Source organism: Rhizobium hidalgonense (genome assembly GCF_002914525.1).
GTDB classification, from domain to species: domain Bacteria; phylum Pseudomonadota; class Alphaproteobacteria; order Rhizobiales; family Rhizobiaceae; genus Rhizobium; species Rhizobium hidalgonense.
The window spans coordinates 19,450-40,284 of the sequence record NZ_LODW01000093.1; the positions used below are offsets into that span (position 1 = coordinate 19,450).

22 protein-coding genes are annotated in these 20,835 nt (G+C 62.1%); 13 read left to right on the forward strand and 9 right to left on the reverse strand.

Annotated elements, in window-relative coordinates:
- Positions 1 to 73: 73 nt before the first annotated feature.
- The gene (locus ATY29_RS27930) at positions 74 to 691 is read right to left on the reverse strand and encodes a PAS domain-containing protein (RefSeq protein ID WP_003572980.1); all 618 of its coding nucleotides are present in this window, start codon (positions 689 to 691) and stop codon (positions 74 to 76) included.
- Between the two features lie 293 nt (positions 692 to 984).
- Between ATY29_RS27930 and ATY29_RS27935 the strand changes: the two genes are divergently transcribed.
- On the forward strand, positions 985 to 1,776 hold the full coding sequence (locus tag ATY29_RS27935) for a rhomboid family intramembrane serine protease (protein WP_097533436.1): 792 nt from the start codon (positions 985 to 987) through the stop codon (positions 1,774 to 1,776).
- Positions 1,777 to 1,867: 91 nt separating this feature from the next.
- On the forward strand, positions 1,868 to 2,302 hold the full coding sequence (locus ATY29_RS27940; RefSeq protein ID WP_003572984.1) for a CBS domain-containing protein: 435 nt from the start codon (positions 1,868 to 1,870) through the stop codon (positions 2,300 to 2,302).
- A 66-nt stretch (positions 2,303 to 2,368) separates the two neighbouring features.
- Here ATY29_RS27940 and ATY29_RS27945 read toward each other — a convergent pair whose 3' ends face one another.
- The 3 genes from ATY29_RS27945 to folE all read right to left on the reverse strand — a co-directional run bounded on the left by ATY29_RS27945 (position 2,369) and on the right by folE (position 4,552).
- The gene (locus ATY29_RS27945) at positions 2,369 to 3,331 is read right to left on the reverse strand and encodes a patatin-like phospholipase family protein (RefSeq protein ID WP_003572987.1); all 963 of its coding nucleotides are present in this window, start codon (positions 3,329 to 3,331) and stop codon (positions 2,369 to 2,371) included.
- A gap of 128 nt (positions 3,332 to 3,459) precedes the next feature.
- The gene (hisI, locus tag ATY29_RS27950) at positions 3,460 to 3,912 is read right to left on the reverse strand and encodes a phosphoribosyl-AMP cyclohydrolase (protein ID WP_003572988.1); all 453 of its coding nucleotides are present in this window, start codon (positions 3,910 to 3,912) and stop codon (positions 3,460 to 3,462) included.
- A gap of 25 nt (positions 3,913 to 3,937) precedes the next feature.
- Positions 3,938 to 4,552 carry a GTP cyclohydrolase I FolE gene (gene folE / locus ATY29_RS27955; protein ID WP_003572990.1) on the reverse strand — a complete coding sequence of 205 codons (615 nt, stop codon included), beginning with the start codon at positions 4,550 to 4,552 and terminating at the stop codon, positions 3,938 to 3,940.
- Positions 4,553 to 4,862: 310 nt separating this feature from the next.
- On the opposite strand from folE, the gene ATY29_RS27960 reads away from it, so the two are divergent.
- The 4 genes from ATY29_RS27960 to thrS all read left to right on the forward strand — a co-directional run bounded on the left by ATY29_RS27960 (position 4,863) and on the right by thrS (position 8,386).
- Positions 4,863 to 5,309: an iron-sulfur cluster assembly scaffold protein gene (locus ATY29_RS27960; RefSeq protein ID WP_097533438.1), complete on the forward strand. Its 447-nt coding sequence runs from the start codon at positions 4,863 to 4,865 to the stop codon at positions 5,307 to 5,309.
- Positions 5,310 to 5,314: 5 nt separating this feature from the next.
- Positions 5,315 to 5,719 (forward strand): membrane protein insertion efficiency factor YidD, encoded by a 405-nt coding sequence (gene yidD / locus ATY29_RS27965; RefSeq protein ID WP_097533441.1) that lies wholly within the window; start codon positions 5,315 to 5,317, stop codon positions 5,717 to 5,719.
- 7 nt (positions 5,720 to 5,726) lie between these two features.
- Positions 5,727 to 6,254: a DUF1697 domain-containing protein gene (locus ATY29_RS27970; protein WP_003572996.1), complete on the forward strand. Its 528-nt coding sequence runs from the start codon at positions 5,727 to 5,729 to the stop codon at positions 6,252 to 6,254.
- A 122-nt stretch (positions 6,255 to 6,376) separates the two neighbouring features.
- Positions 6,377 to 8,386 (forward strand): threonine--tRNA ligase, encoded by a 2,010-nt coding sequence (thrS, locus tag ATY29_RS27975; RefSeq protein WP_003572998.1) that lies wholly within the window; start codon positions 6,377 to 6,379, stop codon positions 8,384 to 8,386.
- Positions 8,387 to 8,584: 198 nt separating this feature from the next.
- On the opposite strand, the gene ATY29_RS27980 is transcribed toward thrS, so the two are convergent.
- Complete coding sequence (locus tag ATY29_RS27980; RefSeq protein ID WP_097533442.1) at positions 8,585 to 9,685, reverse strand: RgsD C-terminal domain-containing protein; 1,101 nt, start codon at positions 9,683 to 9,685, stop codon at positions 8,585 to 8,587.
- Positions 9,686 to 9,798: 113 nt separating this feature from the next.
- Here ATY29_RS27980 and ATY29_RS27985 point away from each other — a divergent pair, with 113 nt between their 5' ends.
- The 3 genes from ATY29_RS27985 to ATY29_RS27995 all read left to right on the forward strand — a co-directional run bounded on the left by ATY29_RS27985 (position 9,799) and on the right by ATY29_RS27995 (position 12,248).
- Positions 9,799 to 10,383 (forward strand): nitroreductase family protein, encoded by a 585-nt coding sequence (locus tag ATY29_RS27985; RefSeq protein ID WP_097533443.1) that lies wholly within the window; start codon positions 9,799 to 9,801, stop codon positions 10,381 to 10,383.
- Positions 10,383 to 10,994 (forward strand): flavin reductase family protein, encoded by a 612-nt coding sequence (locus tag ATY29_RS27990; protein WP_097533444.1) that lies wholly within the window; start codon positions 10,383 to 10,385, stop codon positions 10,992 to 10,994. The genes ATY29_RS27985 and ATY29_RS27990 overlap by 1 nt, the downstream gene beginning before the upstream one ends.
- A 108-nt stretch (positions 10,995 to 11,102) precedes the next feature.
- On the forward strand, positions 11,103 to 12,248 hold the full coding sequence (locus tag ATY29_RS27995) for a DUF2336 domain-containing protein (RefSeq protein WP_097533445.1): 1,146 nt from the start codon (positions 11,103 to 11,105) through the stop codon (positions 12,246 to 12,248).
- Here the strand turns inward: ATY29_RS27995 and ATY29_RS28000 are convergent.
- Complete coding sequence (locus ATY29_RS28000) at positions 12,245 to 12,655, reverse strand: hypothetical protein (protein ID WP_097533446.1); 411 nt, start codon at positions 12,653 to 12,655, stop codon at positions 12,245 to 12,247. The genes ATY29_RS27995 and ATY29_RS28000 overlap by 4 nt on opposite strands.
- A 130-nt stretch (positions 12,656 to 12,785) precedes the next feature.
- Between ATY29_RS28000 and ATY29_RS28005 the strand changes: the two genes are divergently transcribed.
- The gene (locus ATY29_RS28005) at positions 12,786 to 13,244 is read left to right on the forward strand and encodes a GNAT family N-acetyltransferase (RefSeq protein ID WP_097533447.1); all 459 of its coding nucleotides are present in this window, start codon (positions 12,786 to 12,788) and stop codon (positions 13,242 to 13,244) included.
- A 13-nt stretch (positions 13,245 to 13,257) separates the two neighbouring features.
- Here the strand turns inward: ATY29_RS28005 and ATY29_RS28010 are convergent, their stop codons facing one another.
- The 3 genes from ATY29_RS28010 to parE all read right to left on the reverse strand — a co-directional run bounded on the left by ATY29_RS28010 (position 13,258) and on the right by parE (position 18,025).
- Positions 13,258 to 14,460, reverse strand: a complete 1,203-nt coding sequence (locus tag ATY29_RS28010; RefSeq protein ID WP_003573011.1) for an AI-2E family transporter — start codon at positions 14,458 to 14,460, stop codon at positions 13,258 to 13,260.
- Positions 14,461 to 14,561: 101 nt separating this feature from the next.
- The gene (locus ATY29_RS28015; RefSeq protein ID WP_097533604.1) at positions 14,562 to 15,716 is read right to left on the reverse strand and encodes an esterase-like activity of phytase family protein; all 1,155 of its coding nucleotides are present in this window, start codon (positions 15,714 to 15,716) and stop codon (positions 14,562 to 14,564) included.
- A 191-nt stretch (positions 15,717 to 15,907) separates the two neighbouring features.
- Complete coding sequence (parE, locus tag ATY29_RS28020; RefSeq protein WP_003573015.1) at positions 15,908 to 18,025, reverse strand: DNA topoisomerase IV subunit B; 2,118 nt, start codon at positions 18,023 to 18,025, stop codon at positions 15,908 to 15,910.
- A 221-nt stretch (positions 18,026 to 18,246) separates the two neighbouring features.
- On the opposite strand from parE, the gene ATY29_RS28025 reads away from it, so the two are divergent.
- The 3 genes from ATY29_RS28025 (at position 18,247) to secG (ending at position 20,715) form a co-directional block, all read left to right on the forward strand.
- On the forward strand, positions 18,247 to 19,146 hold the full coding sequence (locus ATY29_RS28025; protein ID WP_097533605.1) for an alpha/beta hydrolase family protein: 900 nt from the start codon (positions 18,247 to 18,249) through the stop codon (positions 19,144 to 19,146).
- Positions 19,147 to 19,283: 137 nt separating this feature from the next.
- A complete protein-coding gene (tpiA, locus tag ATY29_RS28030; RefSeq protein ID WP_097533448.1) occupies positions 19,284 to 20,054 on the forward strand; it encodes a triose-phosphate isomerase in 771 nt (256 codons plus the stop codon).
- Between the two features lie 118 nt (positions 20,055 to 20,172).
- Positions 20,173 to 20,715 (forward strand): preprotein translocase subunit SecG, encoded by a 543-nt coding sequence (secG, locus tag ATY29_RS28035; protein ID WP_003573021.1) that lies wholly within the window; start codon positions 20,173 to 20,175, stop codon positions 20,713 to 20,715.
- The last annotated feature ends 120 nt before the right edge of the window (positions 20,716 to 20,835 follow it).

Here is a 20,835-nt window from a genome sequence, read left to right on the forward strand (position 1 = left end):
TTAACAGAAGGTTGTCTTGCCTCATTCTCATATAGCCGAAAACGAGTATGTACGATGTCCCGAAACGGGACTGTCAGCGCGCCTCCGCACTCGTCAGCAGCTGCGACACCATCCGGCGCATAACCTGCCCAAAACCGGCGCTTTTGCTGGCGACGATTTCGTTGATGGGGCGCAGCTCAGCGGGTGCGGTGCTGGCGAATTTTCCGGGCAGCAGACGGCTGCGGTCAAGAGCCAGGAATTCGAGCGGCACGATCTCCAGCCAGCTCGCAACCGCCGTGGGCGCGATCGCGCCGAGCAGCCGGTCGCAGGCGCCGCCCGGCGAGCGCAGCGGCATCATGATGATCTCGAAGGAGGCCTGGTGACCGACGGTGCTGTAGCCGGTCGCATTGAACAGGGCCGGCATGGCGTGGTCCATGACGCCCATCGCCGTTCGTTCGATGTCGGCATGCTGGCCGTTTGCCCAGAGTGAGGAGAAACGTGCGCCGCGCAGATCCCGCCCAAATAGATCGCAGATGCGGGTGCCGGCGAGACGGAAGCCGATGTCTCCTTGCTCGCGGGTCTCGAGGATGAACAGGCTTTGCAGCAGATGGGGTACGGCGGAGGGTTCGACCTGCGATTTCAGCGGCGCATCGGCTGCGCCGCGGATACGGTTCCAGTAGTCAAAAATTTCGATGGTCGTTTGCACACGCATTTTTCACCAACCTGTCCCATTCCGGATCATTTTCGGGCACTCATTGCCCCTACAGGCTCTACCTTGCGGATTTCATGCCAAGTCGCGGCGGTTAAGGTTAAGAAAGGGTTTCGGTTGAGAAGCGGTGCCTGTCGTGGCACTGTCTGACCATCGCTTCGACTTTCGAAGTCCAGCACAACCTGCGGGATCCAGGTCTTTCCAGGAACTCCCGGTCATGCCGTCCGGCACTTCGGACGGCTTTTTTTTTGACAGGTGCTCCTGTATGGCTGTGGCCTCAACGAGGCGATATCGAAATGAATGAGCAGACGGCCGAGCCGCATAAGGCGCCCGAACCTCCCGAGGTGCAGCCGCCGGCAAAGCCGCCGCGCGTGCCGGTCTTCAACCTTCCGCCGGCGCTGTTCTTCAGCCTTTGTCTGCTTGTCGTCATTTATGCGGTGCAGGCGCTCGTGCTCTCCGACGATGCGCTGAGCTGGCTGTTCTTTACCTTCGGATTCGTGCCCGCCCGCTATATATTTCCGCTGTCGCAGCAGGGGTCGGAGCTGTTTTGGACGCCCGTCACCTATTCGCTCCTGCACGGCAGCGTCCAGCACATCGTCTTCAACGGCGTCTGGCTGATGGCCTTCGGCGCACCGGTGGTACGCCGCATCGGGACGCTGCGTTTCGTGCTCTTCTGGTTTTTCTCAGCGGTTGCCTCCGCCGCCCTGCACGCGGTCTTGAACTGGGGGGATGTGACGCTTTTGATCGGCGCGTCGGGCGTCATCTCCGGGCTGATGGGTGCTGCCTGCCGATTTGCATTTCCGGCCGAACGGCGGCCGATGCTGCCGGCCCATCTCAATGCCCGGCTTTCCATCGTCGAGGCGCTGCAGAGCCGGACCGTCGTCATCTTCATGCTGCTCTGGCTGGTCGGCAACGCCTTGATCGCCGTCGGCATTCCGCTCGTCGGCGACAGCGACCAGGCCATTGCCTGGGACGCCCATATCGGCGGTTTCGTCTTCGGTTTCCTGCTGTTTTCGCTGTTCGACCGGGCGCCGCGCCCAGCTGTGACGGAAGCCGCCGATACGGAGAAGGATCTGTTGCAATCCTGAGCCGGGCAGTGCACCATCGACCTATCCGCGCTGGGGGGAGAAACCGCCGCGGATGCCTGTGACAAGTGCTTCACGGATATAGGAGGTTCGAATGACCAGTTCAGTCAAAGCAATTCTCGACCTGAAGGGCAGGGACGTTTTCACCGCCGGGCCGAACACCACGGTCGCCGAAGCGGCGGTCATCCTCAGCAAGAAGAAGATCGGCGCGATCGTTGTCGTCGGCATGGAGAACCGGATTTCGGGCATGTTCACCGAGCGCGATCTCGTGCATGCCATCGCCAAATACGGCAAGGACGGCCTCGACCAGACGCTCGCCCAGGTCATGACCGCCAAGGTCTACCGCTGCCATGAGGAGACGACCGTCAACGAGCTGATGGAGCTGATGACCAGCCGCCGTTTCCGCCACGTGCCGGTGGAAAGCAATGGCAAGCTCGCCGGCATCATCTCGATCGGCGACGTGGTGAAATCGCGCATCGCCGAAGTCGAGCGCGAGGCCGAGGAGATCAAGGCCTATATCGCAGGCTGAGGTTTTCATCCTCGTTCGAGTGACGCGATTGCCGTAAAACGGCTACGAGCTTGCGGATGATGTCGATCAGGGGGAGCTGGCGTAGACTTCCTGCATGCGCTTGATTTCGGGAAGCCTGGCTCTGGCTTCCTCGTAGCCGCGTTCGATTGCTTCGCCGGCCCGGTGGAATTCCGAAAGGCCGATATAACTCAGACGCGGCTGCAGCGAAATATCCGGCGGGTCGCCGGCAAGGCGGGCCCGGGCGATCCTGTCCTGGATGATATTGAAAGCCTGCACCATGACGCCGGTCATGCCGAGACGGGCATAGGGCGCCTCTTCCTGCTTCTGTACTTCCTGCGGCGTCAGGCTGGCATTGTGCCGCACGACGGCCGAGCGGCCATAGAGATCGTAATTGAGATTGACGGCGACGACGAGCGGCTGCTCGTACGCGCGGCAGACGGAGACGGGGACTGGATTGACCAGTGCGCCGTCGACCAGCGTGCGGTGATTGCTGCGCACCGGCTCGAAAATGCCGGGCAGGGCATAGGAGGCGCGCAGCGCCGTAATTAGCGAACCATTGGCGATCCAGACCTCGTGGCCGGTATTGACCTCGGCGGCGACGGCGACGAAGGGCCGGTCGAGATCCTCGACGTTCAGGCCTTCGAGATGTTCCTGCATGCGCTTGGTCAGCCGCATGCCGCCGAACAGTCCGCTGCCGCCGATGGTGAGATCGAGCAGACTTGCGATGCGGCGCATCGTCAGAGAGCGGGCGAAAGTCTCAAGTTCATCGAGTTTGCCGGCGAGATAGCAGCCGCCGACCAGCGCGCCGATCGAGGTGCCGGCAATCATGCCGATCTCAATTTTCGCTTCGTCGAGGGCGCGCAGCACGCCGATATGGGCCCAGCCGCGGGCAGCGCCGCCGCCGAGCGCCAGCGCGATCTTGATTTTCTTGACGGGTGCGGGAAGCGGGATCGTCTCGAGTGTGGTCGACATGCCGGAACCGGAGCCTTCGCCTTCAGAGCTTTGACGATGCAAGTTCCAGCTCAGCATGGCGCTCTCCCCTCCCAGCAGAACACATGGCTTCCGATAGTGTGCCCGATCAGTTTCCAAATGGTATATAGAGGCGACTTCTGGCGCAATAAGGAGCAGGTGCCAGGAAATTCCGGCTCTATTTGGGCCTATTTTCCGTAAACGTCCTGCGGATCGAAATGACGCTCGTCGTCGACGATATCGAGCATCGGCTTTCCATCCCGAAGCGTGATTGTCCGATAGAAGCAGGAGCGGCGGCCGGTGTGGCAGGTGGCGTCATGGCCGGCGACCTCGACTTTCAGCCAGATGGCGTCCTGGTCGCAATCGGTGCGAATTTCCTTCACCGTCTGGAGATTGCCCGAGGTCTCGCCCTTCTTCCATATCTTGCCGCGCGATCGGCTGAAATAGTGAGCCGTGCCGGTCTGGATGGTCAGTGCCAATGCCTGGGCGTTCATATGCGCTACCATCAGCAACTCGCCGTCGCCGGCGTCGGTGACGATGGCGGTGATCAGGCCACGGTCGTCGAAACGCGGCGTGAAATCGCCGGCGTCTTCCAACGCCGACTTGTCCTCGGATGGTTGACTGAAAATCAATTGGCTCATCGCGGCCCTCCTGAGGGAGCCGGTATCAGCGGCTCCGCACCATGGTCATGAAACGGGCCTGATCGGCCGGCTCGGTCTTGAACGTTCCGGTAAAGGTGGTCGTCAACGTGGTCGAGCCCTGTTTCTGAACGCCGCGCATTGCCATGCACATATGTTCAGCCTCGATCATCACCGCAACACCGCGTGGGTTAAGCGTATCGTCGATGGCCCGGGCAATCTGCGCCGTCATCGTTTCCTGCGTCTGCAGGCGGCGGCCATAGATCTCGACGACGCGGGCAATCTTCGACAGGCCGAGCACCCGCCCGTCCGGCATGTAGGCGACGTGAGCCTTGCCGATGATCGGCACCATGTGGTGTTCGCAATGCGAGAAGAACGGAATGTCCTTGACGAGGACCATGTCGTCATAGCCGGCGACCTCTTCGAAGGTGCGGCCGAGCACGTCTTCCGGAGCCATGTCGTAACCGGAAAAAAGCTCGCGGTAGGATTTGACGACACGAGCGGGCGTTTCGATCAGGCCTTCGCGCGTCGGGTTCTCACCGGCCCAGCGCAGCAGGACGCGAACAGCTTCCTCCGCCTCCTGCTGGGAGGGCCGATCGGAATCGCGGTTGGTCTGCGGAAAGTTCTTTACGATGGCGTCCATGAACAATGGTCTCCTGGTCCGCACCGCGGACCGATCTGTCGGAATCGCCACTGGTCAATCCCATGCGGGAATTCATGCACCTTTGGCAGGCTCCGGGGCTTTCGAGGCGCAATCAACGCCCCTCCGGCACGGTTTCCCAATCAAACTTACACGAGGCCATTGCATTTTAATGGCCTTCGAACGACATACATATAGGAATACGGCCATCGTATGTAAGTATCCTCAGATGACACGGTGTGTTTTTTGTTTCAATAACAATAACAGCCCTTATTGAGGCCGATCCGCAGCGATTTTGGAGCGGAAATCCAACATGGACGACATTTACAACAGCAAGATCCTCGAATTCGCCGGCAATATTCCGTTGACCGGCACATTGGCGGATGCCGATGCGAGCGCCCAGGCCTATTCGAAGCTTTGCGGCTCGAAGGTCAAGATCTGGCTGAAGATGGACGGCGATACCGTGACCGGTTTTGCCCATGACGTGAAGGCCTGCGCGCTCGGCCAGGCCTCCTCCTCGATCATGGCCCGCCATGTGGTCGGCGCCACATCGGGCGAATTGCGCCAGGCCCGCCTGGACATGCTTGCCATGCTGAAGGCGGATGGGGCCGGGCCCGAAGGCCGGTTCGAAGACATGCGTTATCTGCTGCCGGTGCGCGACTACAAGGCCCGCCATGCTTCGACGATGCTGACCTTCGATGCCGTCGTCGATGCGATCGGGCAGATCGAGGCGAAACGGGCGGAAGTTGTCGAGGCGTAACTGAGATGTGCGAGTTCTGCGCCCTGCAGGCGGACGATGAGGATGACGGCGGCGCCGCCGGATCTGAAAAGCCGCGTGGAAAGGTCGCACGCCGCTCCCGCAACTATACCGGCCCGTTCCGCAAGACCCCCGACCGCTTGCTCGGCATGGGGCTCATCCGCCTCTATCAGCTGACGCTGTCCGGCTTTGTCGGCAATTCCTGCCGGCATATCCCGACCTGCTCAGAATATGGCTATGAGTCGATCGCCCGCCACGGGTTGTGGGCCGGCGGCTGGATGACGCTGTTTCGCGTCGGCCGCTGCGGCCCGGGCGGCACCAGCGGCCTCGACCAGGTGCCGGAGATCCTCGGCGAAGACTTCCGCTGGTGGACCCCGTGGCGGTATTTCTCCCTCGGGCGCAGGAAAGGGTGAGCGCGCCATGAGCACTTTCATCGCCCTTCTGCACAGCATTGTCCTGACCCCCGACCGCCGTGTCATCATGGAGGATCTGCGCGCGCTTGCCAAAGATCTTGGTTATCGCGAACCGCGCACGTTGGTGTCCACAGGCAATCTGGTCTTCGAGGCCGATGAGATGCGGCCGCACGAACTCGAGGTCGCGTTGGAAGAGGGGTTCGAAGAGAAATTCGGCAAACATGTTGATATCATCGTGCGCAGCGACTGCACCTGGATGGCGCTTTGCGGCACCAATCCCTTCAGGGACGGCAGCGGCGACCAGGTCATCGTCCGGGTGATGCGTCTGCCGGTCGACCCGGAGAAGGTGGAGGCGCTGAAACCGCTGATGACGGAGGGACAGCGCATCGCCGTCGTCGGCGGTGATTTGTGGATCGATTTCGCCGGCAAGCCAAGCCAGTCCAAGCTGCTTTCAGCGCTGACCACCAAGCGGATAGGCATCGGCACGATGCGCAACTGGAACACCGTGTGCGGCCTCGCCCAAATGATCATGTAGGCCGGCAGCTTCTTTACTCCCGCGGCAAATCTGAGTATCAGGCGGCAGCGCTTCCAAACATCGGAGGCGCTTCCGTTTCAACCACCCGCATTCGTTGGCGGGACTGGACAAGGAGAATTTCGATGTCTGACGCCATTTCCCTGACATTTCCCGATGGTTCCGTGCGCAGCTTTGCAGCTGGCGCGACCGGCAGGGATGTCGCCGAATCCATTTCCAAGTCGCTCGCCAAGAGCGCCGTCGCCATTGCGCTTGACGGCGTCGTGCAGGACCTTTCCGAGGCCGTCACCGATGGCACGATCGAAATCATCACCCGCAAGGACGGCCGCGCGCTTGAACTCATCCGCCATGACGCAGCACATGTCATGGCTGAAGCGGTGCAGGAACTTTGGCCCGGCACGCAGGTGACGATCGGCCCGGTCATCGAAAACGGCTTCTATTACGACTTCGCCAAGAACGAGCCCTTCACGCCCGACGATCTGCCGAAGATCGAAAAGAAGATGAAGGAGATCATTGCCCGCAATGCGCCCTTCACCAAGCAGGTCTGGTCGCGCGAGAAGGCCAAGGAAGTTTTTGCCGCCAAGGGCGAACAATACAAGGTCGAGCTCGTCGATGCGATTCCCGAAGGGCAAGATCTGAAGATCTATAATCAGGGCGAATGGTTCGACCTTTGCCGCGGCCCGCACATGGCCTCCACCGGCCAGGTGGGCACCGCCTTCAAGCTGATGAAGGTTGCCGGTGCGTATTGGCGTGGCGACAGCAACAACGCCATGCTCTCACGTATCTACGGCACGGCGTGGGCCGACCAGGCCGATCTCGACAACTATCTGCACATGCTGGCGGAAGCCGAGAAGCGCGACCACCGCAAGCTCGGCCGTGAAATGGACCTGTTCCATTTCCAGGAAGAAGGCCCGGGCGTCGTCTTCTGGCATGGCAAGGGCTGGCGCATCTTTCAGTCGCTCGTCTCCTATATGCGTCGCCGGCTCGCTGTCGATTATGAAGAAGTCAATGCGCCGCAGGTACTCGACACCGCGCTCTGGGAAACCTCGGGTCACTGGGGTTGGTATCAGGAAAACATGTTTGCCGTGAAATCGGCGCATGCGATGACTCATCCCGAAGACAAGGAAGCGGATAACCGCGTCTTTGCGCTGAAGCCGATGAACTGCCCCGGCCACGTGCAGATCTTCAAGCACGGGCTGAAGTCCTATCGAGAACTGCCGATCCGCCTCGCCGAATTCGGCCTGGTGCATCGCTATGAGCCTTCGGGCGCGCTGCACGGGTTGATGCGCGTGCGCGGTTTCACACAGGACGACGCGCACATTTTCTGCACGGACGAGCAGATGGCCGCCGAATGCCTGAAAATCAACGATCTGATCCTGTCGGTCTATGAAGACTTCGGCTTCAAGGAAATCGTCGTCAAGCTTTCAACCCGGCCGGAGAAGCGCGTCGGTTCCGACGCACTCTGGGACCGCGCGGAAGCCGTCATGACCGACGTGCTGAAAACGATCGAGTCGCAATCCGAGGGCCGCATCAAGACCGGCATTCTGCCGGGCGAGGGCGCCTTCTACGGGCCGAAGTTCGAATATACGCTGAAGGATGCGATCGGACGCGAATGGCAGTGCGGGACGACACAGGTCGATTTCAATCTGCCGGAACGTTTCGGTGCCTTCTATATCGACAGCAACTCCGAAAAGACGCAGCCGGTGATGATCCATCGCGCCATCTGCGGCTCGATGGAACGCTTCCTCGGTATCCTGATCGAAAACTTCGCCGGCCATCTGCCGCTGTGGGTATCGCCGCTGCAGGTGGTGGTGGCCACGATCACCTCGGAAGCCGACGCCTACGGGCTCGAGGTGGCCGAGGCGCTGCGCGACGCCGGTCTCAACGTCGAGACCGATTTCCGCAACGAGAAGATCAACTACAAGGTCCGCGAGCACTCGGTCACCAAGGTTCCCGTGATCATCGTCTGCGGCCGGAAGGAAGCCGAGGAGCGCACGGTCAACATCCGCCGCCTCGGCAGCCAGGAGCAGGTTTCGATGGGGCTCGATGCAGCCGTCGACAGCCTGACCCTCGAAGCGACGCCGCCCGACATCCGTCGCAAGGCCGAAGCAAAGAAAGCCAAGGCGGCAGCCTGAAAATCGCCGCTATCCGACAGCGCCGGATCCGGCGCTGTCGGAAATCAATCGACAACCGCAATGTTGTTGCGACGACGGGAACTGGTGAGCCCGGGCGGCATTGAAGCGCTCCCGATCTGCGTCGTCAGGGGTTCCAGCCGTCTTATCAGCAACGGCGAAACGCACTTCTCCGAATAGACCGAAACCGCTGACACTAAATCAATCGAGGCTAGTGTCGTCTCCGCCCTGCGGCGCGAGCTGTTCGTAGGAGGGGAGCGGTGCCACCGGAGCCGGCTGGACGCCCGGCGGCGGCGGCGTTCCCACCGGCACCTGCTGCACCGTACGGGCCGCGTCATTCACCGGCGGCTGCGGCTGCTGGTCCTTCATCAGGACCTCGACATCGGTGTTCCTGCCGGCGACGACGGTGAAGTCGCGCTGGTAGATCTTGTCCTTGTTGCGGGCGACGGCGGAATAGCCGCCTTCGGCGAGGACCATAGTCGGGAAGGCGCTGACGCTCTCACCGACGCTGTCGCCGGCCGCCGTCAGGATCGACCATGCCGTGTCGGCGATCGCCTCGCCGCCGGCATCGGAGACCAGTTTGAAGGTGACCTGCGCGGCGCGATGCTGGATCGTCGCTTCGGTCAGCTTGCCGGCTTCGACCTGGATATCGGCGCGGATGACGGCGTTGACGCTGCCATATTCGGAAACGATGTGATAGGTGCCGGCATTGAGGCGGACGACCGTGTTCGGGGAGACATCTGCCACGACGAGGCCGCGCTCGCCGTCCTCGCGCACTTCCGAGGAATAGATCGAAAAACTCAACTGGTCGGGGCGGATGCGGGCATCCGTGCCGGAGACGGCATTGAGCAGCAGACCGCCGGCATCGAGCACCATCACCTGCTTGTCGACCGCGCCGTCGGCGGGAACGGTGAGTTTCTTGGTGACGCCGGCGCGGCCGAAGGAGACGTTGACGAAATAATCGCCGGGAGCGAGCTGAAAGGCGGCGGGTCCACCCTTGGCGCTGGCGATCAGCGGCAGCTTGCCGTCGGTTCCGGCGATCGGGCTGAAGACATACCAGGAGAGGCCTTCCTCGATCGGCGCGCCGTCCGTCGTCAGCTTGGCTTCCAGCGGCACGTCGCGCAGTTTCGCGCCTTCGGGCGCCGTGCCGGGCGCAATGAAGGCGTTGAGCTTCGGCATCTTCGACGTCGACTCAAGCTGTTTGAATTCCTTGAAAGCATTCTGCGCGCCGGCGCCATGGGGCATCAAGACCATCAGGGCGATGACAAGACCGATGCGTGCAAAAGGCGAAATGCCAAACATCTGTTTCGTGAACCGATTGACTTCTGAAATCGCAAAGGTCACTTCAAGACCAACGCGATGGCAAATTCAAGACCCACGCTTTGCAGCAGCATAAAAATGAGAGTTTCTCCCGCATGAAATCCGATATCAAACTGATCGACTACCTCGCCGTGCGCCGCTCCATCCCCGCTTTCCAGATGTGCGAGCCAGGTCCCGAAAAGGCCGAGATCGAGGAAATCCTGCGTCTTGCCTCGCGCGTCCCGGATCACGGCAAGATCGCGCCATGGCGCTTCATCGTCTATCGCGGACAGCACCGCGTCCACCTCGGCGAGGAGCTTCTGAAGCTGGCGCTCGAGGCAAAGCCCGAGCTTTCCGAGGAGATGATCCAGGTCGAGCGCGCCCGTTTCACCCGCGCGCCTGTTGTCGTCGCCGTCGTCAGCAAGGCGGGGCCGCATATCAAGATCCCGGAATGGGAGCAGATGATGTCTGCCGGCGCGCTTTGCCTCAACGTCATCCTGGCCGCCAATGCCAGCGGTTATGTCGCCAACTGGCTGACGGAGTGGTTCGCCTATGACGAGCGCGCCTACCCGTTGCTCGGCGTCGGGCCGGATGAGAAGGTGGCGGGCTTCATCCATATCGGCTCGACGACATTTCCGGCGATCGAGCGGCCGCGGCCGGAGCTTGCCGATACCGTCACCTGGGTCGGCGGGGAGGACTGATGTTCTACAGCACCGACAGCAACCGGCATGGGCTGGCGCATGATCCGTTCAAGGCGATCGTGTCGCCGCGCCCGATCGGCTGGATCGGCAGCAAGGGCAGGGACGGTTCGATCAATCTGGCGCCCTATTCCTTCTTCAATGCCGTTTCCGATCGGCCGAAGCTGGTGATGTTTTCCTCCAGCGGCCGTAAGGACAGCCAGCGCAATGCGGGGGAAACCGGCGCCTTCACCTGCAGTTTCGTCAGCCGCAATCTCGCTGAAAAGATGAACCTTTCCTCGGCGGCGCTGCCCTATGGCGACAGCGAATTTGGCTTCGCCGGCCTGACGCCGAAGCAGGCCGAACTCGTGGATGCGCCCTATGTCGGCGAAGCCTTCGCGGTGCTCGAATGCAAGGTTACGGAGATCATCGAACCGAAGACGCTGTCAGGCGAACCGTCGGAAAACGTCTTCGTCTTCGGGGAAGTGGTCGGCATTCACATCGATGAGGCGATCGTCAGGGACGGACGCATCGACATGTCGCTTGCCCGCCCTGTCGCGCGTCTGGGCTATATGGATTACAGCGAAGCCAGCGAGGTCTTCGAAATGTTTCGGCCGAGGCCGCAGCAAGGTTGAGCCGAACGAGCAAGGCGTACAAAGGCTTAAGAAATATGGTGAACCAATCTTAAACCTTTTGCCGCTACGGTCGCAGCATTGAATGAAACGCGAGGGAATCGCGTTCAAGTGCTGGGGCGTCGCGTGATCGTAGAAGCTTTCCTTCGTTGGATCGAAACGGCCAAGACCGGTGACCGGGCCCGGGCCGCAAACGCCCTCGGGCGGGCCTATCTGCAGTCCGAGATGACGGCGGACGAGCGGGCGGCGGCCGAGATGGCGATGACCTTTCTCCTCGACGATCCTTCACCGCGCGTGCGGCTGGCACTTGCCGAGGCGATCGCCTGGTCACCTGATGCGCCGCGCAGCCTGGTCCTTTCGCTTGCCGAGGACCAGCCCGAGGTCGCCTGCCATGCGGTGACCTGTTCGCCGCTTCTGGGTGATGCCGATCTTGTCGATCTTGCGGCGCGTGGCAACGGCGCCACCCGCATGCTGATCGCGGCGAGGGCGCATGTAACGCGCCCGGTTTCGGCGGCACTTGCGGAAGTCGGCGACGAGGAAGAGCTGCTCTGCCTGCTCGAGAACGACGGCGCGGCGATCTCCGGCCAATCCCTGAAACGCATCGCCGAACGGCTCGGCGACGGCTGCGACATCCGCAACCTGCTTCTCGACCGCAGCGATCTTCCCGCCGATGCCCGGCAGTTGCTCACCCAGCATGTCAGCAATGCGCTGGTCGGGCTGCCGCTCGCACAGGCGACGATCGGCCTGCAGCGGCTCCAGCGCATCAGCCGCGAGGCGACCGAGGCCGCCATCGTTTCGATTGCCGGCGACATCACCCCACGCGAGATCCCCGATCTCGTCCAGCATCTGCGCCTCAACGGCCGGCTGACGCCATCCTTCCTGATGCAGGCGCTCTGCGCCGGCAAGGTGGATTTCTTCGCCGGCGCGATCGTCGATCTCACAGGCTGCGGCGAACGCCGGGTGCGCTCGATCCTGGCAACCGGGCGCATGCATGCGGTGCGCGCGCTCTACGAGTCCGCCGGCCTTCCGAGAGACATCAGCGTCATCTTCGTCGAGGCGACGATGCTGTGGCGTGATGCTGCCAGAAAAGCGTCGGTCAGCGTGACCGGCGCAATCTGCGCCCGTCTTCTCGAAAAATTCCGCCATCATGACGGCGCGCATGGCGAGATCGGCGAGTTGCTCGACATGGTGGAAAAGCTTGGTGTCGCCGAACAGCGGCAGTCGGCCCGCGTTTATGCGGCGCTTGCGGCTGCTTAATCGGCCAGCCGCGTCACGACCCAGGAATAGCTGGCGGAGACGAAATGCACTGGCTTGGCGAGCGTATCTTTGACGCTCCTGCCGGTGGGCAGGTGATCGCGGACCCGCCCGGCAATGTCGTCGGCAAAGGCAAGCAGGCCCTGGGGGCGCTGTTCGGCCGCTTCAGGAACGGCCGGCGGTGCGGGCGCCGGCTTCGGCGGTTCGGCGGCGGCGACCGCTTTCGGCGCCTCGCATACCGCAATCACCGAGGGATAGCTGACATTGGCATAGGTTTTCAGGCGACGTTCGGCTTCGGCATCGCAAGCGGCAACCGTCTCCCAGCGTTTATCGACTGTCGCGACATAGCTGCATTGGCTGATGGAATCGTCGCAACCGAGAATGGTCATCGCGATCAGCACCGCTTGCATATTTTGCCTCCTTGGCTATTGAGCATGTCATCGTCTTAGAGGGCGCAATTCCAACCGAATGAAGGCAAGGGGCATTAACTCTTGGTCATGTCGGACAAAATTGTGCCCTGCGCCAGCAGAAAGAGGCAGCATGTCCGTCACCATCGCCGTGGAGCCGCCGCGTCAGGACGGCGTCATCCGCCTGCTCGATCTTTCCGATGCCTATGCGCAGTCGCTCTATCCTGCCGAGAGCAACCATCTGGTCGATCTCTCCCTGCTGGAGAAGCCTTCGGTGAGTTTCCTGGTCGCGCGCAACGGCGATGCGATCGTCGGCTGCTGCGCGCTGGTCGAGGCCGGCGATGGCACGGCGGAGATCAAGCGCATGTTCGTCGACCCGGAAGCGAGGGGGTTGAGGATCGCCAGCAGCCTGATGAACGCGCTTGAAGCGATAGCTGGGGAAAAGCGGCTGACGGCGATCCGGCTTGAAACCGGCATTTACCAGCCCGAGGCGATCGCTCTCTACCGCAAATACGGTTACCAGGAAATTGCGCCCTTCGGCAGCTATCTGCCGGACCCACTCAGCCTGTTCATGGAAAAGCGGCTGGGATAAAGGGCGGCAATGTTCAGCCTTCGGCGACGCGGGGGATCGGTTTGGACGGCGGCGCCTGCTCGTCGATGAGGACCTGTGGTCCCGTCTCGCCCTTTTCGGCGTTGCGGGCTTCGTGGATCCATTCGCGCCAGATGGCGACGATCAGCGCCATCAGCACCGGGCCGATGAAGAGGCCGAGGAAGCCCATCGTCTTGACGCCGCCAACGAGGCCGAAGAAGGTCGGCAGGAAGGGCAGCTTGATCGGGCCGCCGACGAGCTTCGGCCGCAACGTCTTATCGACGATGAAGAGTTCAACCGTTCCCCAGACGAAGAGACCGACGCCGGCGACATGCGAGCCGCTCGCCAGCAGATAGATCGAGACCAGCGTGAAGGAGAGCGGCGCGCCGCCCGGGATCAGCGCCATGACGCCTGTGAGCACGCCGAGCGTCACCGGCGACGGCACGCCGGCAATCCAGTAGGCGAGGCCGAGCACGATGCCTTCGCCGATGGCAATCAGCGTCATCCCCATGACGGTGGAGCTGATCGTCGCCGGCACGACGCGGGAAATTCGCTCCCAGCGGTTCGGCAGGATGCGCTCGCCCAGCATGTCGATCTGTTTGGAGAAGGAAAAACCGTCGCGATAGACGAAGAACAGCGCGATCAGCATGAAGAGCAGCGTCAGCAGCAGGTGGAAGGCGCCGCCGCCGGCCGCAAGTACGGCACGGTAGATATTGCCGATATTGGCGCCGCTGACCGCCTGGATGACCTCGCCGAGGGCGCCGGGGCTGCCGATATATTTGGTCCAGACTTCATCGAGATAGGCGCCTGCCCAAGGCAGCGCAACAATCCAGGCCGGTGTCGGGGCGCCGGCGCGATTGGCATGGATGGTCCAGGCAACCCAGTTGCGCACTTCGCCCGTCGTATAGGTGACCGCAAGCCCGATCGGGATCACCAGAAAAGTGATGATCATGATGATGGCGATGGTTGCGGCGATCGTCGTATTGCCGCCGACGCGGGCAAGAAGCTTGCGGTAGAGCGGCCAGCTGGCAAAGCCGATAACGAGGGCCGCAAGCACCGGCACGAGGAAGCCGTAGAAGAAGTAGACGCCAGCCGCGACAATCAGGACCAACAGCCAGCGCGCCGCCGAGATGGAGGGAATCAGCGCCGTACGTGTCGGCGCTGACGATCCGAGCCATCGCGGTTCATGATTGCTTTTCTGACGGTCGAACACACCCACGCGCGCCTCTTCTTATTCTTGTCTTCTGGTTATGGGCCATCAACCCGGCGGTTTCAAGGTCAGCACAGTGAAAGCGTATACAAAGCGTCGCAATTCGGCCGTCATAGCTGATGTCTTGCTGGCTGCGGACGGCGCAAAATCTTGAAGGCGTAGAATTGCGCCTTCTGGGCGGCCGAGAAATTATTGTCGGAGCCGAGAATGACGACGTCGCTGCCGTCCTTGGCCTTGCCCATGGACATCGCCTCGATATTGTCGGGAACGAGACCGATTGCTCTCAAATCAAGGATCTGGCTCTTGCGGGCGGGGACGATCCGCTGGTCGTTTTTGGCGAGCGATGCGATGGCGGATACGTCGGTCGCGTCGGCCAGATCCATCATCATGATCTTGATGCTGTTGCCGAAGCCCTGGGCATAACTGCGCTCGACGGCGAGCAGGCGGTGATCATCGAGTGCCAGCATTTCCGACATGCCGTTATCGTTGCCGCCGTCGGCCTTGGTGGCGGCCTGCGGGATCGGCGAAACCGGATAGACGTATTGAGCCTTCGGCTCGCCGCTGGCGCCGTCGTAGCGGATGATGCGCGACAGGCTGCCCGTGGTCAGCGAGGGGTTGGGGCCGTCCTGGTAGAGCGCAGCTTCGACACCGACGAAAACATCGCCGGACGGTGCGACGGCGAGATCCTCGAAAGCAAGGTTGTCGCGGATGCCGGTCGACCTGTCGGCGGTCGGCGCAAAGCCCTCCGGCAGCTTGAATTCGCGCACGAACGAACCGTCCGGCGCAGCGACGCGGACGAAGGGCGGCAGCAGCGCCTTGCCGTCGCCTTCGCTGCCCCAATAGATGCCGTCCTTGCCGAGGCGGATCGATTCCGGATCGACGGTCCTGGCGGCGAAGGGCTCGCCGTTCTTGTCCTTCAACGTCACCTGCTTGACGACGGAAACGCCCTTGAGGCCGGATGCGTCGACATCGACGTCGAGTTCATAGAAGCGGGTCGGGCCTCTTTCCGAGCGGTCGTCGCTGATGGCGATGTAGTGGCCGGTAGCGGCATCGAAATCGAGGCCTGATATGCCGCCGAATTCAACGCCGTTTTCCATGTGGCCGCTGGGGATGACGAATTCACCGAGATAGGAGAGCGAAATGCCGGCGGCGCAATCGCCGAAGGGGCAGGCGGTCTCGACGGTGGCGCCGATATCGGTGGGGCTGGCGGTGACGGTGCTGGACAGGAGAACGAAAGCGGCTGTCGCGAGAAAACGCTTGGTCATGACAAGATCCGGCAAGGGGTTGAAACGAGCCGGCGCAGATGTTCCCTCAAGGGCGTGCGCCGATCGCTTCATGCGCCGGGTGTTTGACGGAGTTGTTACGGTTCTTCGTCAGTTCGATGAAATCGTTGATGCTAAAATGTGGGCGCGCCGAACCCTGTCTATCCCGCGGTTCGGCGCGCTATCAGTATGTTTTAGATATCGAGATTTTCGGCGAAGGCCGCGCGTTCCTGGATGAAGCGGAAGCGGGCTTCCGGCTTGGTGCCCATCAGATCGTCGACGGCGCTGCGGGTGCCTTCGAAATCCACCTCGTCGATCATGACCTTGAGCAGGGTGCGCTTGGACGGATCCATGGTGGTTTCCTTGAGCTGGGCGGCCATCATCTCGCCGAGGCCCTTGAAGCGGCTGATCTCGACCTTGGCCTTGCCCTTGAATTCCGTCTGCATCAGCTCGGCGCGATGATTGTCGTCGCGGGCATAGGCGGATTTCGAGCCTTGGGTAATCTTATAGAGCGGCGGCACGGCGAGGAAGAGGTGTCCGCCGCGCACCAACTCCGGCATTTCCTGGTAGAAAAAGGTGATGAGCAGCGAGGCTATATGGGCGCCGTCGACGTCGGCATCGGTCATGACGATGATGCGCTCGTAGCGCAGGTCTTCCTGGCGGTATTTCGAGCGGGTGCCGCAGCCCAGCGCTTGGATGAGATCGGCGAGCTGCTGGTTGGCGCCAAACTTTTCGCGGCCGGCACTCGCAACGTTGAGGATCTTGCCGCGCAGAGGAAGAATGGCCTGATTGGTGCGATTGCGCGCCTGCTTGGCCGAGCCGCCTGCCGAATCGCCCTCGACGATGAAGAGTTCGGCGCCCTCGGCGGTATTCTGCGAGCAGTCGGCGAGCTTGCCAGGCAGACGGAGCTTGCGCACCGCCGTCTTGCGGTTGACTTCCTTTTCCTTGCGGCGGCGCAGGCGCTCCTCGGCGCGCTCGATAACCCAGTCGAGCAGCTTGGCCGATTCGTTCGGATTGTCGGCAAGGTAGTGGTCGAAGGGATCGCGGAGCGCGTTCTCGACGATGCGCTGAGCCTCGACGGTCGCAAGCTTGTCCTTGGTCTGGCCGACGAATTCCGGCTCGCGGATGAAGACCGACAGCATGCCGACGGCCGAGATCATCACGTCATCGGTGGTGATCTGCGCAGCGCGCTTGTTCTGCGTCAGCTCGGCATAGGCCTTCAAGCCCTTGGTCAGCGCGATGCGCAGACCCGCCTCGTGCGTGCCGCCTTCGGGCGTCGGGATGGTGTTGCAATAGGAATGCACCTGCGGATCGCCGCCATACCAGGTGATCGCCCATTCCATCGAGCCGTGGCCGCTCACCTTCTCGGTTTTGCCGGCAAAGATCTCTCGGGTGACGGTGAATTCCTTGCCCATCGTCGCCTGGAGATAATCCTTCAGGCCGCCGGGGAAGTGGAAGACTGCCTTGTCGGGCACCTCAGAGCCTTCGGGCAAGACACCCGCTTCGCAGCTCCAGCGAATCTCGACGCCGCCGAACAGGTAGGCTTTGGAGCGCGCCATCCGGAACACCCGGGCGGCGTCGAACTTCATGTGATCCCCGAATATCTGCGGGTCGGGATGGAAGCGCACGCGGGTGCCGCGGCGATTGTGGACGTCGCCCAATTCTTCGAGCCCGCCCTGCGGCAGGCCGCGGGAAAAACGCTGGCGGTAGAGCTTGCGGTTGCGTGCCACTTCCACTTCGAGGTCGTCGGAGAGCGCGTTGACGACCGAGACGCCGACTCCATGCAGGCCGCCCGAGGTCTCGTAGGCTTTGCCGTCGAATTTACCGCCGGCATGCAATTTGGTCATGATGACTTCGAGCGTCGACTTGCCCGGAACCTGCGGATGGTTCTCGACCGGGATGCCGCGGCCGTTGTCGGAGACGGTGATATAACCCTCGAGGTCAAGATAGACCTCGATGAAATTGGCGTGTCCAGCGACCGCCTCGTCCATCGCATTGTCGATGACTTCGGCAAATAGGTGGTGCAGCGCTTTCTCGTCTGTGCCGCCGATATACATGCCCGGGCGCATGCGCACCGGCTCGAGGCCTTCGAGGACGCGGATCGACGAGGCACCGTACTCGTCCGAGTTCGACGCAGCGGGGGCCGGGCGCGCAGAGGCTCCAGCGGCAGGAGAGGCTCCGGCATTAGGTGCAACTGCGGCGACGGGCGCAGCCGTCACCGGCGGCCGCTCGGCGGGGGCGGCAGGCTTTTGTGCCTCCTCGCGTTTCTCAGAGAGGGGCATTCCGGAAAAGAGGTCGTTGCTATCGTCCATGGAGCCGTTCAGATCTTCATCCTGTCTTGGGTCTGGCTTGGGGCTTGCATCCTCCGCCGACCCAAAATCACCGCATTTCATGTCACGTTTGCGAATCAGGCAGATTTTGCCAGAAAGCACATCTATACGCGACACCGCCCGTTTTGGCGGGCTTTTCATACATGATTTGCGTTGCCGGGCGCAGAATGGCAAGCGGCGGCAGGCTTCAGGAAACCATCCGCATGCGAATGTCCACAAGTCATTGCACTGTTATATCGGCAATTGCGGCCTTTTTCCTGTCCGCAGCCGCGCTGTCTTCCGTCGGCCCGGCGCGGGCGGCCGATACGCTGCCGCCCTTCAAGGACGATCTGTTTTCGAAGCAGACCATCTTGCAGACGGGCGATGACGGCGCCTTCGAGGTCATCGACTATGACGAGATGCGCGATATCAACGGCCGCGACCAGATCCCGCAAAAGCGGGTGCAGCAGAAATATGTGGCACTCGGCATCCGCAAGACCCAGGCCGACGAGACGCTGTCGCTCGACGGCATCGGGCTCGATGTCACCAGGGTGGGACCGGCCCAGAATGCCGCCTTCACGGTAATTTTCATCCATGGCCGCGACGGCGACCGCCGGCTGGGGGCCAACGACTACAGTTTCGGCGGCAATTTCAACCGGCTGAAGAACCTCGTCGCCGGCAATGGCGGCGTCTATTATTCGCCGACGGTCAGGAGCTTCGACAGCAACGGCGTTGCCGCGATCGCCGGCCTCATCCGTTATGCCAGCGCCCAGTCGCCGGGCCGGCCGATCATCCTTTCATGCGCCTCGATGGGCAGCCAGGTCTGCTGGGGCATTGCGCGCGACGGCGACAGCGTCAAGCGGCTGAAGGGCATGCTTATCATGAGCGGCGTCACCGATCCCGATTTCACCAGGAGCGCCTTCTACAAGGCGAAGTTGCCGCTTTGGTTCGCCCATGGCAGCCGTGACCCGGTCTATGCCGCAAGCAACCAGCAAGCGCTGTTCGAAAGCCTGCACAAGGCCAAATATCCGACGCGCTTCACGCTGTTTCAGACTGGAAATCACGGAACGCCGATCCGGATGATCGACTGGCGCAGGGTGTTAAGCTGGATTCTCGCCGGCTGAAGCGTGCCGCCCATCGTATTTCGGCAGAAATATGCGCCAGATGGCAGGGATTCCCGTTACGTCAGGGGCATGATGCTTTTCTTTGCCACAAGCTTTTGATATTGCCGCAGGCATCGACAGATTTTGGGAAGGCCGGCATGAAACCTGACGTGCGACCGCTCGTGGCGGGAAATTGGAAAATGAACGGGACGCGTGCCTCCCTCGATCAGATCAAGGCGATCGCCGAGGGCGTACGCCCGCCGCTCGCCGACAAGGTCGAGGCGCTGATCTGCCCGCCGACGACGCTGCTCTACGTTGCGACTGCGCTCTGCACCGACAGCCCGCTTTCGATCGGCGCGCAGGATTGCCATCAGAAGGCATCCGGTGCGCATACCGGCGACATCTCGGCTGAAATGATCGCCGATGCTTTCGGCACCTATGTCATCGTCGGCCATTCCGAGCGGCGCACCGACCATGCCGAAACAGATCATCTGGTGCGCGCCAAGGCGGAGGCAGCCTTTGCCGCCGAACTGACGGCGATCATCTGCATCGGCGAGACGGCTGACGAACGCCGCGCGGGGCAGGCGCTCGATGTCATCAAGCGCCAGCTTTCCGCCTCGGTTCCGGACGGCGCCACCGCCGAAAGCACCGTCATCGCCTACGAGCCGATCTGGGCGATCGGCACCGGTGTGACGCCGACATCAGGCGACGTCGAAAAGGCGCATGCCTTCATGCGCGCCGAGCTCGTGGCCCGCTTCGGCAATGAAGGCCGCAAGATGCGTCTTCTCTACGGCGGCTCGGTCAAACCGACCAATGCCGGCGAGCTGATGGGCATTGCCAATGTCGACGGCGCGCTGATCGGCGGGGCGAGCTTGAAAGCCTCCGACTTCCTCGCCATTTACCGGGCCTATGAGGCGCTGCTCGCCTGAGGCATTGTTCATTCGCAGTTTATTCCGGGCCCAAGGGCTTGGAATAGATGAAAGCCTCATGTAAAGAGCCGCCAGAATTCTTACTTATGTCCGTCTCCAGGCGGGCAGGACTGGACCCATGCAGACCGTATTGATTGTCATTCATCTCATGATCGTGCTCGCCCTCGTCGGCGTCGTGCTCATCCAGCGTTCGGAAGGCGGCGGCCTCGGCATCGGCGGCGGTTCGGGCTTCATGTCGGCCCGCGGCACGGCCAATGCGCTGACGCGCACGACCGCGATCCTTGCGACCCTGTTCTTCCTGACCTCGCTCGGCCTCGGCATTCTGACGCGTTACGAAGGCCGTCCGAGCGACATTCTCGACCGCATTCCGGCAACAGGCGGCCAGGGCAACGGCATCCTCGATTCTCTCGGCGGCGGCGTGCAAGCTCCGGCAACTCCGCCGGCGGGCAACGGTGTTCCGAGCAGCGGGGCGGCAACGCCCGCACCTCAGGCTCCCGCCGCCCAAGCTCCGGCAAGTGGGGCTCCTGCAACGACTGCTCCGGCAGCTCAGGCTCCGGCTGCCACCGCACCGGCAACCACTGCTCCGGCGACGACTGAGCCCGCAGCTCCGGCCGCGACGCCGGCACCGGCTCAGCCTTCCGGCGTCCCGACGGGACAGTAAACCGGGCTTCGACATAAACCGCCGGCAGGCCCCAGGGTCTGCCGGTTTTCTTTTGTTCAGATTCCTGCGCCACGCTCCGAAAATTCCGGAAAAGAATTTTTGGGGCTGGTGGAATCGTTT

Bases quoted from the DNA above. Each gene is read 5' to 3' on its own strand.
- ATY29_RS27930 (WP_003572980.1), bottom strand. From the start codon at position 691: ATGCGTGTGCAAACGACCATCGAAATTTTTGACTACTGGAACCGTATC.
- ATY29_RS27935 (WP_097533436.1), top strand. From the start codon at position 985: ATGAATGAGCAGACGGCCGAGCCGCATAAGGCGCCCGAACCTCCCGAG.
- ATY29_RS27940 (WP_003572984.1), top strand. From the start codon at position 1,868: ATGACCAGTTCAGTCAAAGCAATTCTCGACCTGAAGGGCAGGGACGTT.
- ATY29_RS27945 (WP_003572987.1), bottom strand. From the start codon at position 3,331: ATGCTGAGCTGGAACTTGCATCGTCAAAGCTCTGAAGGCGAAGGCTCC.
- hisI (WP_003572988.1), bottom strand. From the start codon at position 3,912: ATGAGCCAATTGATTTTCAGTCAACCATCCGAGGACAAGTCGGCGTTG.
- folE (WP_003572990.1), bottom strand. From the start codon at position 4,552: ATGGACGCCATCGTAAAGAACTTTCCGCAGACCAACCGCGATTCCGAT.
- ATY29_RS27960 (WP_097533438.1), top strand. From the start codon at position 4,863: ATGGACGACATTTACAACAGCAAGATCCTCGAATTCGCCGGCAATATT.
- yidD (WP_097533441.1), top strand. From the start codon at position 5,315: ATGTGCGAGTTCTGCGCCCTGCAGGCGGACGATGAGGATGACGGCGGC.
- ATY29_RS27970 (WP_003572996.1), top strand. From the start codon at position 5,727: ATGAGCACTTTCATCGCCCTTCTGCACAGCATTGTCCTGACCCCCGAC.
- thrS (WP_003572998.1), top strand. From the start codon at position 6,377: ATGTCTGACGCCATTTCCCTGACATTTCCCGATGGTTCCGTGCGCAGC.
- ATY29_RS27980 (WP_097533442.1), bottom strand. From the start codon at position 9,685: ATGTTTGGCATTTCGCCTTTTGCACGCATCGGTCTTGTCATCGCCCTG.
- ATY29_RS27985 (WP_097533443.1), top strand. From the start codon at position 9,799: ATGAAATCCGATATCAAACTGATCGACTACCTCGCCGTGCGCCGCTCC.
- ATY29_RS27990 (WP_097533444.1), top strand. From the start codon at position 10,383: ATGTTCTACAGCACCGACAGCAACCGGCATGGGCTGGCGCATGATCCG.
- ATY29_RS28000 (WP_097533446.1), bottom strand. From the start codon at position 12,655: ATGCAAGCGGTGCTGATCGCGATGACCATTCTCGGTTGCGACGATTCC.
- ATY29_RS28005 (WP_097533447.1), top strand. From the start codon at position 12,786: ATGTCCGTCACCATCGCCGTGGAGCCGCCGCGTCAGGACGGCGTCATC.
- ATY29_RS28015 (WP_097533604.1), bottom strand. From the start codon at position 15,716: ATGACCAAGCGTTTTCTCGCGACAGCCGCTTTCGTTCTCCTGTCCAGC.
- parE (WP_003573015.1), bottom strand. From the start codon at position 18,025: ATGGACGATAGCAACGACCTCTTTTCCGGAATGCCCCTCTCTGAGAAA.
- ATY29_RS28025 (WP_097533605.1), top strand. From the start codon at position 18,247: ATGCGAATGTCCACAAGTCATTGCACTGTTATATCGGCAATTGCGGCC.
- tpiA (WP_097533448.1), top strand. From the start codon at position 19,284: ATGAAACCTGACGTGCGACCGCTCGTGGCGGGAAATTGGAAAATGAAC.
- secG (WP_003573021.1), top strand. From the start codon at position 20,173: ATGCAGACCGTATTGATTGTCATTCATCTCATGATCGTGCTCGCCCTC.